The following is an 11,967-nucleotide window of genomic DNA, read 5'->3' as shown; positions in this document are numbered from 1 at the left end:
GGCTCTGGCTCTGGCTCTGGCTCTGGCTCTGGCTCTGGCTCTGGCTCTGGCTCTGGCTCTGGCTCTGGCTCTGGCTCTGGCTCTGGCTCTGGCTCCGGCTCCGGCTCCGGCTCCGGCTCCGGCTCGACCGCCGCGAGCGAATCATCCGGGCGCATCGCATCCAGATCGACCCAGTGCGCCTGCAGTCCGCCGTCGCCGCGGGATTCCGTCCACTCCGGCTCGGTGGCATCGCGCAGGAACCAGAGGCCGGCGAGCACCGAACCATGCAGCACGACACTCAGGCTCACCCCCAGCACGAGCGGACGCAGCCGCCCGGCCGGGGCACGACGCATCGCATTCACGGCGCGTCCCCGGGATTCAACCCCCGGCGCTTGCCAGCCGGCATTTCGCGTTCTGCCCCTTCACTCAGCATGCGCGGCACATTATCGTTAATGCGAATGATTTGCAACACCGTTCAGGATCGATCACCAAGGAACCGTATCCATAAAAAAGGCCCCGGAAACCGGGGCCTTGCAAGGTCCGCCCCTGCGTAGGGCGAATCGCGTAGCGCGATCAGTGCTGGTGGCCACCGACCCCATGGGCGTGACCATGCTCCAGCTCTTCGGCAGACGCCTCGCGCACCTCGACGATCTCGACGTCGAAGTTCAGGGTCTCGCCGGCCAGCGGGTGATTGCCGTCGACCGTGGCGGTGTCACCCTCGACCTTGGTCACGGTGACTGTCAGCGGGCCATTCTCGGTCTGGGCCTGGAACTGCATCCCCGGCTCGACCGATTCCACGCCCTGGAAGGCCTCCATCGGGATCTGCTGGACCATGGCATCGATCTTCTCGCCATAGCCCTCTGCCGGGGAAACCTTGGCCTGGACCTTGTCACCGGCGGCCTTGCCTTCCAGCTCTTTCTCCAGACCCGGGACGATCTGGCCGTTCCCGTGCAGGTAGGCCAGCGGCTCGCGGCCTTCGGAGCTGTCGATCTTTTCGCCAGCGTCGTTGGTCAGGGTGTAGTGAATGGCCACAACGGCATTCTGCGCGACTTGCATGGGCTCTGCCCTCTTGATACGTGAACGGCTCAGGGTAACGCGGAATGGGCTTCCGCGTCAGGTCACCCGCCGCGCACGGGGTTTCCAGCGGGTGATCGACCCGATCAGGCGGCCTTCTGCAGCAGCAGCCGGTTCAACCGGGCGACAAAACCCGCCGGATCCTCCAGCTGCCCGCCTTCCGCCAGCAGCGACTGGTCGAACAGCAGCGAGGCGAGATCGCCGAAGTCGTCCCCTTCGGCCGCGCGCAGGCGCTCGACCAGCGGGTGCTTCGGGTTGATCTCGAGGACCGGCTTGCTGGAGAAGGTCTCCTGCCCAGCCTGTTTCAGTAGCTCCTGCAGGTACAGCGCCATCTCGTGCTCGCCGAGCACGATGCAGGCCGGCGAATCGACCAGGCGCTTCGAGGCGCGCACCGAGTCGACACGCTCGCCCAGCGCGGCCTGGATGCGCTCGGGCAGGTCGCCCAGGTCCTGTTCGGTCTTCGCGCTGTCGTCCGCGGCATCCTCTTGCGCCGCGTCGTCGCCGATGATCTTGTCCAGATCCAGATCACCCTTGGCGACATTCCTGATCGCCTTGCCGTCGAACTCGCGCAGGTGCGAGAGCAACCACTCGTCGACCCGGTCAGACAGCAGCAGCACCTCGATACCATGCTTGCGGAAGATCTCCAGGTGCGGGCTGTTGCGCGCCGCGCTGGCGTTGTCCGCACTGATCACGTAGATCGCGTCCTGGCCATCCTTCATCCGGTCGATGTAGTCGGCCAGCGCGACGTTCTGGGTGTCGTCATCATTGTGCGTGCTGGCGAAGCGCAGCAGGCCCGCGATCTGCTCGCGATTGCCGTGGTCCTCGCCCGGACCCTCCTTCAGCACGCGGCCGAAGTTCTGCCAGATCTCGGCGTATTTCTCTGGTTCGTTCTTCGCAATGCTTTCCAGCAGGCCGAGGATCTTCTTGACCGAGCCGGAACGGATCGAGTCGACCAGGCGGTTGTCCTGCAGGATCTCGCGCGAGACGTTCAGCGGCAGATCGGCCGAGTCCACCACCCCGCGCACGAAGCGCAGGTAGTTCGGCAGGAGCTTCTCGGCGTCGTCCATGATGAACACGCGCTTTACGTAGAGCTTGACGCCATGGCGCGCGTCGCGGTCCCACAGGTCGAACGGGGCGCGCTTCGGGATGTAGAACAGCGTGGTGTACTCCTGGCGCCCCTCGACATGGTTGTGGGTCCAGGCGGCCGGGTCCTCGAAGTCGTGCGCGACGTGCTTGTAGAACTCGCGGTACTCCTCGTCGCTGATCTCGCTCTTGGAGCGGGTCCACAGCGCATTGGCACGGTTGACGGTCTCCCACTCGTCAGTGGGCTTGCCGTCGTCGTCCGCCTTGCGCATGCGGATCGGGAACGCCACGTGATCGGAGTAGCGGCTGATGATGTGGCGCAGACGGAAGGACTCGAGGAACTCGTCGGCGTCCTCCTTCAGCGTCAGCGTGATCTCGGTGCCGGCCTCGGGGCGCTCGCAGTCGGCAAGTGTGTACTCGCCGTCGCCGCGCGACTCCCAGCGGGTACCGGCTTCCTCGGACGTCCCCGCTCGCCGAGTCTCGAGGCGGACATGGTCGGCTACGATAAACGAGGAGTAGAATCCGACCCCAAACTGACCGATCAGCTGCGAATCCTTCTTCTGATCGCCGGTCAGCTTCTCGAGGAAGGCCTTGGTGCCAGAACGCGCGATGGTGCCGATATGCTCGACCACCTCCTCGCGGGACATTCCGATACCGTTGTCGCGGACCGTCACCGTGCGCGCCTCCGGATCCACCTCGACGTCGATTGCCAGCTCGGCCGGCTGCGGGATCGCGTCGGGCCGGGCCAGCGCCTCGAAGCGCAACTTGTCACACGCATCGGCACCGTTGGAGACCAGTTCGCGCAGGAAGATCTCGCGGTTGGAATACAGCGAGTGGATCATCAACTGCAGCAACTGACTGACCTCGGTCTCGAAGCGGCGGGTCTCGGTGTTCGGGTCGGTCTGGGTTTCACTCATGTCCGGCTCGTCCTTCAAATGGTCTCGACACGTCGCAACGTAGGGTCGCCCTTCCCGTTTTCAAGGGCCATCGCCTGGTAAAGGCCACCCTGCTGCTCCGGGTCGAGCCGTCGCCATGCCGGCAGCAGACACTTCGGCAGACGCGCCTCGAGCTGCCACGGCGGGCGCAGAACCAGCATCCCGGAACCGGCCAGCCCCAGATGACGGTCCGGCTCGCGCACAAGGCGCAGTTCACTCAGCAGCCAGGGGTCGTCCAGCTCACTTCGAATCTGCTCGCGCAGCGCGTGATCCGGCCGGCCCGCAAGGACCGGATACCAGATCAGCACGGTGCCCGTGTTCCAGCGTTGCCGGATGCTGACGACCATCTCCGCCACTTCGCGGTACTCCGCCTTGCGCTCGTAGGACGGGTCCAGCAGGGCGAGCCCGCGTCGCGGCGTCGGCGGAAACAGGGCACGTGCCGCCTCGCGAGCATCGCGCCGGTGCACGTGGCAACGCGCATCACCGGCCAGGCCGTTCTGCAGGCGCGCATGCGCTTCCGGATGCAGCTCGCAGGCGACCAGGCGATCACGCTCGCGCAGCCGCGACTGAATCAGCAGCGGCGATCCGGGGTAGATCGTCAGGCGTGGCGGCTGGGGCTGGAATCCGCGCAGGGTCTTCAGGAATTCACGGATGCACTCCGGCGAGTCGGCCGTGTCGGCGCCCCAGAGCCGCGCGATCCCGGCGGCGGCCTCCTGAGTCTTGTGCGCTCTGGCACCGCTGAGGTCATACCCCCCGGCACCCGCATGCAGGTCGAGCACCACGAACGGCTTGTCACGCACGCGCATCGCCTCCAGTACCTGCCAGAGCACGAGATGCTTGTGGACATCGGCGAAGTTGCCGGCGTGATAGTCGTGCTGATAGCTGAGCATGCGCCCCCCAAAGCAAAAAGCCACCGCGAGCGTACCCGCGGTGGCTCAAGAAGGGCAGCCCGTCAGGACCACCCTCGACCGTGTGAACGGATTACTGGTTGACCGGAGAAGCCGGGTCCAGCAGGTACGCCATGATATGCGCAATCTGCTCTTCAGTGAGGAAGTTGTTGCGGCCGAAACGAGGCATCTGCGTGCAGGGGAAATACTGGTGCGGGTTGGAGACCACCTGATGCACGTAATTCACCACCGCACTGTCGTTGCCGCGCGTTGCACCATAGCCCGCCAGACTCGGCCCCAGGGTACCGTAGAGTTCCTCGGCCGGGTCCATTTGGTGGCAGGCGTAACAGTTGCCACCAGGTTCGCGCTGACCGTGATCGTCGTTGCGATGGCCGACACGATAGCCATATCCCGAACGTGCCAGTTCGGCACCCCGCCGCCAGTTCCCGAGTCGCGCTCCTCCGGGCGGTGCCTCGTAACTCTCCCGAGCCATCGCAATCACATTGCCCGCGGTCTCGGCATCCGGGTCGCCTTCGAGCGAACAGGCGGCCTGGATACCGTCCTGGGTCATGCGATCGCGTGCCGAACCACCTTCCTGTGCCTCCTGCTCGAGACGGTAGCTGCCCGTCTCCAGCACGAGATAGTCCGCCAATTCTTCGGCGCTCATCGCCGTAATGTCGACCTCGCCTCCGGTTTCGCCCAACCAGCCGTCGCAGCCCGCGATCAGCACGGTGGACGCCACGAGGGCCAAGCCCGCCCCAACTGTCTTCTTCTTGAGCATCCCTGATGTCTCCTCTTGCGTCGGCTGATGCCGCTTCTTGCCGGTTCGGGTACCGATGCCCTAAAGGCGTATACGCCCAATGCCCCCCAGGGAAACATTGTTCAGCGCTCCCCCTGCAGGCGCGGTCACTACCCGGCCTGGCCGCGCAACCGAGGTCGCGCATTGAAGAGACGCTGGTAAAAATTCGTAGAAGGATCACCGCGAGCAACCCCGCGGCCATTCAAAAAGGGCAGCCCTTACAGGCTGCCCTCGACCAGAACAATGCTTACTGGTTGTTGACCGGCGACTCCGGATCCAGCAGATACGCCATGATATGGCTGATCTGCTCGTCGGTCAGGAGCTGGCGATCGACGGTGTTGAAGCGCGGCATCTCCGTGCACGGGAAGTACTGGTGAGGGTTCGAGATCACCTCATGCACGTAGCGCAGGACCGCTTCGCTGGTGCCACGATTGGCACCGTAGTTCACCAGGCTCGGACCAATAGTGCCCTGTACGGACACGCGCGGGTCGAACACGTGGCAGTTGTAGCAGTTGCCACCCGGCTCGCGCTGACCGTGGTTGTCATTGTTGTGGCCCATGCGATAGCCAAAGCCGGAATCGGCCAGCTCGGCACCCTTGCGCCAGTCACCCAGCTCGATGCTCTCCGGGGCCTCGTAGGAGGCGCGGGCCATTGCGACGACGCGGCCGGCGGTCTCGCCGTCCGGGTTACCTTCCATGGAGCAGGCCTTCTGGATGTCATCCTGGGTCATGCGATCACGCCAGGTACCACCTTCCTGCATCTCCTGATCGCGGAAGCTGCCGGTCTCGAAGATGAAGTATTCGGCAAGCTCTTCGGCGCTCATCGCGGTGATGTCGACGTCCGAGCCCTTGCTCCCGTCGGCTACCGCGCAGCCCGCGGCCAGGGCGACGGATGCGAACGCGGCCATGCCGGCCGCAACAGCATTCTTTTTAAACATACTTGGTGTCTCCTATTGCGTCCGTAGATTACCGCTTCAGATCAGGCAGGATGGCCGGTTCGCCACGCGCCGCATCGTTCCAGAAGGAAATCAGGGCGGTGTTCACCGGGGTGTCCGGCAGGATGCCGGCATGACGCATCTGCCATACGCAACCGCGGATACGGTGGTTCTGGCTACGCACGTTGTCCTGACCCGCGCGATGGGCCGGCCACGAGACCGCCTTGGTCCATTCCTGGCTATCGCGCATCTGCGGCAGCACGGAGGCACGGATCTGCTTGCCCGCATCCCCGTGGCAGGAGGCACAGTTGAAGTCCATCGCACCGCCACGACGGAAGAAGAGCACTTCGCCAGCGTCCCGCATGGCCTGTTCTTCCGGATGATCCAGCGGCGGGTTCCACGCCATGCCGGACGACTGGTGAGCGATGTAGGTGGTGAGCTTCATGATGTCCGAGCCGGAGCCGTGACGCTGGCCGACGGCGGAGTCGTCACTGGTGAAGCCCTGCAGTTCCTTCATGCAGTGCACCAGGCGCATCTCGAAGTCCATCACCTTGCCCACGTCGTCGAAGTAGCGCGGCAGCTCGACGTAAGCACCCTCGAGCTCGCCCGGGCCCTTGCCGAAGTCGCAGCCTTCCAGGGAGACGTTGTTCGGGCCACGCTGGGCGTAGAACAGTTCCTCGCCTTCTTCGACCAGCCACAGGGCCGGGTTGTCCGGCATCATCATGATGTTCATTTCACTTTGATGCAGGTACTTGGAATCGGGGTTGTTCTGCAGCAGATTCTGCAGCACATCATTGGGGTCCTGCCACTCGCCGGCCTGAGCCGCAGCCCCAACAGCCATTGCTACGGGCAACGCAAGCAATGCTTTCTTGAACATGGAAACCTCCATCACACGGGTTTTTTTCGGTTAAGCCCGGGACTCCTCTGGCCCGGACCTGTGTAGCAGAGTGCTGAACCCGGGTGCGCGCTGTCAACATAAAAGACTATATTAGCGTTTCCTAAAAGTCTGTTTTTCAACGGTTCTTGGGCATCAGCACCGAGTGGCAGACGCGACAGCCCTGGGGTCTATTCCCGGTTCGGAGCGTTTTTTTCAGGCCGTGTTCAGGCGGGGGGCGGCAGGCCTTGACGGGCAAGCCGCTGATGCAGCGGGCGAAAGTCCCGATCAGCGTGCCGCGGAGCGGCGCCATGGGCGCAAGGGCGTGCCGGACACAGACGGCGGGCGCGCGGGTACCGGCCCGTGCGGCGGGGATCAGCGGGGCGCAAGCACCCCTTCGTGGGCCAGTAGCAGGCGCTTGACCTGCGCCAGCTCGCCCACCTGGTCGCCGGCATAGCCGCCGACGTCGCGAGAGGTACGAAAGCGCGCGGACACGACCCGGTGACAGGGAATGAACAGAGGCCAGGGGTTTGCTCGACAGGCCTGCCCCACCGCGCGTGGAGCCGAACCGACCTCGGCGGCGATCTGCCCGTAGGTGCGTACCTCGCCCACCGGGATCGCCGAGAGCGCGGCCCACACGCGGCGCGAGTGGGCGCTGCCGGGAGGCACCGCCGGGGTCGGCTGCCACGCCGCGGCATCGCGGCCGTATGCAACGGGGTCGAAGCCGGGGGGCTGCAGGTCGGCGCCGGGGATATCCGCCAGAGGGCGGAGCGCATCGGGTGCCTCCGGGTCCTGCCAGTCGCAGGCCAGAAGGTCGCCACGGGCAGATTCCAGCCACACAAAAGCCAGCGCCACCCCCGGCAGGAGGCAGCGCTGGCTGCGAGGCGTGGAAACCGCCGACATCAGGTGACGCAGCACCCGCGTGGCGGGGACGCGGTCATCGAACCCCGCGCCCCGCCCGACCGCATTACTTCGCGGCCTTGATGTCTTCCTTGATGCGGGCGGCCTTGCCGGTACGGTCGCGCAGGTAGTACAGCTTGGCGCGACGCACCTTGCCGCGGCGCTTCACCTTGATTTCGGCGATCTGCGGGCTGTGGGTCTGGAAGGTCCGCTCCACGCCGTTGCCGTAGGAGACCTTGCGCAGGGTGAAGGCCGAGTTGAGGCCACGGTTGCGCACCGCAATCACAGCGCCCTCGAAGGCCTGCAGGCGCTCGCGGTCGCCCTCGCGCACCTTCACCTGCACTACCAAGGTATCGCCGGGGCCGAAGTCGGGCACATCCGACTTCATCTGCTCGGCTTCCAGTTCCTGAATGACGTTGTTCATTGCTCGACCTCAATCATCGCTTTCGGTGTGCGGATCGCCCTTATGGCCACCCACACGGTATTCGTCCAACAGGGCCGCATCCTCGGCCCCGAGTTCCATCCGGGCCAGCAGATCCGGCCGCCGACTCCAGGTCCTGCCCAGCGCCTCGCGCCGGCGCCAGCGGCGGATGGCGCCGTGGTCGCCCCCGAGCAACACCGGCGGTACCGCCCGTCCGGCAACGGTGTCCGGCCGGGTGTAGTGCGGGCAGTCCAGCAGCCCGGCACTAAAGGAGTCCTGGTCCGCGGAATCCGCATGGCCCAGGACCCCTGGCAGCAGCCGGGCGCAGCCGTCGATCACGGCCATCGCCGCCAGCTCGCCACCGGACAGCACGAAGTCGCCCAGCGACCACTCGACATCGACCTGCGCCTCGATGAAGCGTTCGTCGATGCCCTCGTACCGACCGCAGACCAGCGCCACCCGCGAGCAGGTAGCCAGTTCCCGCAGCATCGCCTGCCGGATCGGCCGCCCCTGCGGGGTCAGCGCGATCACATGCAGGGGGCCATCGGCGTCGGCCCGTGCCGCCGCCAGCGCGGAGGCCAGCGGCGCGTACTGCATCACCATGCCGGGACCACCGCCATAGGGCCGGTCATCCACCGCCTGGTGGAATCCTGCACCCCAGGTACGCGGATTCCAGTATTTCAGCTCCAGTCTGCCGCGCTCCACGGCTCGGCCGGTCACGCCGGATTCGCCAACCGCCGCGACCAGCTCGGGAAACAGCGAGATGACGTCGAAACGCATCCTCGCGGCTTCAGAATTCGGGATCCCAGTCGACCCGCACTCGGCGAGCCTCGAGGTCCACGTCCAGCACGTACTGGTTGCGCACCCAGGGGATCAGACGCTCCCGGTCACCGCGAACTACCAGCACGTCGTTGGCGCCCGTCTCGATAAAACCAGAGATGGTCCCCAGCGGTGTCCCGTCAACGTTCTCCACGGCCATGCCCAGAAGATCGGCCCAGTAATAGGCACCCTCCTCGGCCGGCGGCAGCCAGTCACGCTCGATGGCCAGCTCCGCGCCGATCAGGCCGTAGGCCGCATCCCGGTCCGCGGCCTCGCGGAATTTCATCACCACCCCGGCGCCGTGGGCACGGCCACCTTCGACATCGACCAGACGCCAATCCCCGCCAAACTGCATCCACAACTGCGGAAACTCGGCGATCGCAGCGCGCGGCTCGGTCTCGGAAAACACCCGGACCCAGCCCTTGACTCCGTAGACTCCGGAAACACGCCCGACGCGGATACGCTCAACCGCCTCGTTCATGACCGCCGCCACGGGTCGATCCGTCCGCAGGACGGCCTCAGGCCGCTGCGGACTGCTGCTGCTTGCGGTAACCCTTGACCAGGTGATTCACGCGCTCGGACATGCTGGCGCCGTGGCCCAGCCAGTGGTCCACGCGCTCCAAGTCGATGCGCAGCGGCTCTTCCTGGCCGCGGGCGACCGGGTTGTAGAAACCGATCTGTTCCTTGTAACCGCTGTCCCGACGCTTGCGCGAATCGGTGACGACGATCGAATAGAACGGGCGCTTTTTGGCGCCGCGGCGAAGCAGGCGAATCGTAACCATATGTTCTGTTGAACCCCGTTTGAGTCCGTTTTCTCGAGAAAACGCGCGATTATAACGGATCCCGCCGCCAGCACAAGGTGCGAACGGCCGTTGCAGCGGTGACTAGCGGAACGGCATGCCCCCTCCGGGGCCACCCATTCCACCCATACCGCCAAGTTTTCCACCCAGGGCGCGCATCATTTTCGATGCACCGCCCTTGGAGAATTTCTTCATCGCCTTGCTCATCTGTGCATGCTGCTTGAGCAGGCGATTCACATCCTGAATCTGGGCTCCGGCCCCTGCGGCGATCCGGCGCTTGCGCGAACCCTTGATGATGTCCGGATGCCGGCGCTCGTGCTCGGTCATCGACGAGATCACGGCCATCATGCGACCGATCTCCTTGTCGTTAGCCTGATTCTTCACCGCGTCCGGCAGCTTGCCGCCCCCGGGCAGCTTCTCCAGCATCGAGCTGATCCCGCCCATCTTCTGCATCTGGCCGAGCTGCTCGCGCAAGTCGTTCAGGTCGAAGCCGCGCCCCTTCTTCAGCTTGCGCGTGAGCTTGGCGGCCTTGTCCTGGTCGACCTGACGGCTGGCCTCCTCGACCAGGGACAGGACATCACCCTTGCCAAGGATGCGCGAGGCGATACGCTCGGGATGAAACGGCTCCAGCGCATCCGGGCGCTCGCCCATGCCGATGAACTTGATCGGCACCCCGGTGATCTGGCGCACCGACAGCGCGGCACCGCCGCGGGCGTCACCGTCGGCCTTGGTCAGCACCACGCCGGTCAGCGGCAGGGCATCGCCAAAGGCGCGCGCGGTGTTCGCCGCGTCCTGGCCGGTCATGGAGTCGACCACGAACAGGGTCTCGATCGGGTCGATCGCCTGATGCAGGGCCTTCACCTCGGCCATCATGTCTGCGTCGACATGCAGCCGCCCGGCGGTATCCACCAGCAACACCTCGGTACCGTCGCGGCGCGCCTGTTCCACCGCCGAACTTGCAATCGCCTCGGGCTGCTGGCTGGTGTCGCTGGGATAGAACGTGACCCCGACTTGCCCCGCCAGCGTCTCCAGCTGCTGGATCGCCGCCGGTCGGTAGACGTCGCAGCTGACCACCGCGACCTTCTTCTTCTCGCGCTCGCGCAGCAGGCGCGCGAGCTTGCCAATGCTGGTGGTCTTGCCCGCACCCTGCAGACCGGCCACCAGCACCACGGCCGGCGGCTGGACCGCGAGGTTCAGCGCGGCATTCTCGCCACCCATCGTCGCGATCAGTTCGTCGTGGACGACCTTGATCAGGGCCTGCCCCGGGGTCAGACTCCCGATGACCTCCTTGCCCAGGGCCTTTTCCTTGACGTCCTTGACGAACTCGCGCACTACCGGCAGGGCCACGTCGGCCTCCAGCAGTGCCATGCGCACCTCGCGCAATGCGTCCTGGATGTTGTCCTCGGTGAGCCGCGCCTGGCCTTTCAGGCGCTTCATGGTCTCCTGGAGGCGGCTGGAAAGGCCGTCGAACATGGTCGGTCCCCGTAATCGCTGCGATGCCCCGAAACCACGGGGCAGAAACGCATAGTATAGCGAGCCGCCCCACCCCGCTGCACGGCGCCCCCGCCCCGGGCCGGGTTGCGACCCGCCTCCCGCCACCGCAGTCGCCACCACCCGGTGTGCATTCGCGCGCGCGAGCGGGGATAATCAGCGCCCATGACCACCGCCGCTGGATTGCTCGCCGTCGCCCTGTATCTCGTCTCGACGGGATACCTGCTCGTCGCCTCCCGTTCGCAGCCCCTGGCCGCCGGCCAGCCGCGCATCCCCCTGATGCTGTGGCTGGCGGCCCTGCTCGCGCACCTGGGGGCCCTGGTCCCGCTGGTCGCAACCGAGGCCGGGCTGAACCTGTGCCTGGGCAACGCCCTGTCGGCCTCGATGTGGCTGGTTGCAGGCCTGCTATGGCTGACCGCGCTGCGTCACCCGCTGGCCGTACTCGGCGTGGTGATCCTGCCACTGACCTCGCTGGCCACCCTGACCGCAGTACTATGTGACGGCGACACGTCCTACGCGACTTCGGCAGGGATCGACCTGCATATCCTGTTCTCGGCGCTGGGCTGGGCCTTCCTGGCACTCTCCACCGCCCAGGCCGCAGTCATGACGGCCCAGCACCGCGCGCTGCACAACCACCACACGGCCGGGATCGTGCGCTACCTGCCGCCACTGTTCTCGATGGAGGTCTGGCTGTTCCGCATGATCTTCATCGGCTGGCTGTTCCTCGGGCTCAGCCTGCTCTCCGGCTTCGTCTTCGTGGACGACCTGTTCGCCCAGCACCTGGTCCACAAGACCATCCTGTCACTGCTGGCCTGGGTGATCTTCTCGACCCTGCTGCTCGGGCGCTGGCGCTTTGGCTGGCGCGGCACTCGCGCCCTGGCGTGGACCACGGGCGGGTTTGTCGCCCTGGTCCTGGCCTATTTCGGCTCCAAGCTGGTCCTGGAGATCATCCTCGGGCGCGTCTGATGGCG

General features: G+C 65.8%; 13 protein-coding genes and 1 pseudogene. 1 reads left to right on the top strand and 13 read right to left on the bottom strand.

Features of this window, described 5'->3' with window-relative positions; genetic code table 11:
- From D000_RS14375 to ffh, 13 genes and pseudogenes are all read right to left on the bottom strand, one after another.
- Positions 1 to 332 (bottom strand): annotated as a pseudogene (locus D000_RS14375) (energy transducer TonB); the annotation flags it as partial.
- Positions 333 to 552: 220 nt separating this feature from the next.
- Complete coding sequence (locus D000_RS0106845; RefSeq protein WP_018872794.1) at positions 553 to 1,035, bottom strand: peptidylprolyl isomerase; 483 nt, start codon at positions 1,033 to 1,035, stop codon at positions 553 to 555.
- Between the two features lie 104 nt (positions 1,036 to 1,139).
- A complete protein-coding gene (gene htpG, locus D000_RS0106840) occupies positions 1,140 to 3,053 on the bottom strand; it encodes a molecular chaperone HtpG (RefSeq protein WP_026279820.1) in 1,914 nt (637 codons plus the stop codon).
- A 14-nt stretch (positions 3,054 to 3,067) separates the two neighbouring features.
- The gene (locus tag D000_RS0106835; protein WP_018872792.1) at positions 3,068 to 3,961 is read right to left on the bottom strand and encodes a 23S rRNA (adenine(2030)-N(6))-methyltransferase RlmJ; all 894 of its coding nucleotides are present in this window, start codon (positions 3,959 to 3,961) and stop codon (positions 3,068 to 3,070) included.
- 91 nt (positions 3,962 to 4,052) lie between these two features.
- Entirely contained in the window at positions 4,053 to 4,739 is a 687-nt protein-coding gene (soxX, locus tag D000_RS0106830; RefSeq protein ID WP_018872791.1) for a sulfur oxidation c-type cytochrome SoxX, read from the bottom strand.
- Positions 4,740 to 5,004: 265 nt separating this feature from the next.
- Positions 5,005 to 5,694: a sulfur oxidation c-type cytochrome SoxX gene (soxX, locus tag D000_RS0106825; protein WP_018872790.1), complete on the bottom strand. Its 690-nt coding sequence runs from the start codon at positions 5,692 to 5,694 to the stop codon at positions 5,005 to 5,007.
- A gap of 28 nt (positions 5,695 to 5,722) precedes the next feature.
- Positions 5,723 to 6,532, bottom strand: coding sequence for a sulfur oxidation c-type cytochrome SoxA (soxA, locus tag D000_RS0106820; protein WP_018872789.1), 810 nt, complete (start codon positions 6,530 to 6,532; stop codon positions 5,723 to 5,725).
- A gap of 408 nt (positions 6,533 to 6,940) precedes the next feature.
- Positions 6,941 to 7,468 carry a methylated-DNA--[protein]-cysteine S-methyltransferase gene (locus D000_RS0106815; RefSeq protein WP_051074945.1) on the bottom strand — a complete coding sequence of 176 codons (528 nt, stop codon included), beginning with the start codon at positions 7,466 to 7,468 and terminating at the stop codon, positions 6,941 to 6,943.
- A 64-nt stretch (positions 7,469 to 7,532) separates the two neighbouring features.
- Positions 7,533 to 7,889 carry a 50S ribosomal protein L19 gene (rplS, locus tag D000_RS0106810; protein WP_018872787.1) on the bottom strand — a complete coding sequence of 119 codons (357 nt, stop codon included), beginning with the start codon at positions 7,887 to 7,889 and terminating at the stop codon, positions 7,533 to 7,535.
- Between the two features lie 9 nt (positions 7,890 to 7,898).
- Positions 7,899 to 8,666, bottom strand: a complete 768-nt coding sequence (gene trmD, locus D000_RS0106805; RefSeq protein ID WP_018872786.1) for a tRNA (guanosine(37)-N1)-methyltransferase TrmD — start codon at positions 8,664 to 8,666, stop codon at positions 7,899 to 7,901.
- Between the two features lie 10 nt (positions 8,667 to 8,676).
- Positions 8,677 to 9,186, bottom strand: a complete 510-nt coding sequence (gene rimM, locus D000_RS0106800; protein ID WP_026279819.1) for a ribosome maturation factor RimM — start codon at positions 9,184 to 9,186, stop codon at positions 8,677 to 8,679.
- 37 nt (positions 9,187 to 9,223) lie between these two features.
- Positions 9,224 to 9,487, bottom strand: coding sequence for a 30S ribosomal protein S16 (rpsP, locus tag D000_RS0106795; protein WP_018872784.1), 264 nt, complete (start codon positions 9,485 to 9,487; stop codon positions 9,224 to 9,226).
- A 102-nt stretch (positions 9,488 to 9,589) separates the two neighbouring features.
- Positions 9,590 to 10,978, bottom strand: coding sequence for a signal recognition particle protein (gene ffh / locus D000_RS0106790; protein ID WP_018872783.1), 1,389 nt, complete (start codon positions 10,976 to 10,978; stop codon positions 9,590 to 9,592).
- Positions 10,979 to 11,161: 183 nt separating this feature from the next.
- On the opposite strand from ffh, the gene D000_RS0106785 reads away from it, so the two are divergent.
- On the top strand, positions 11,162 to 11,962 hold the full coding sequence (locus tag D000_RS0106785) for an inner membrane protein YpjD (RefSeq protein ID WP_018872782.1): 801 nt from the start codon (positions 11,162 to 11,164) through the stop codon (positions 11,960 to 11,962).
- The last annotated feature ends 5 nt before the right edge of the window (positions 11,963 to 11,967 follow it).

Origin of the sequence: Thioalkalivibrio sp. ALJ16 (assembly GCF_000377345.1) — a bacterium.
Lineage (GTDB): Bacteria > Pseudomonadota > Gammaproteobacteria > Ectothiorhodospirales > Ectothiorhodospiraceae > Thioalkalivibrio.
The sequence above is the reverse complement of the archived record's forward strand: the minus strand, read 5'-3'. Positions and strand labels throughout refer to the sequence as shown.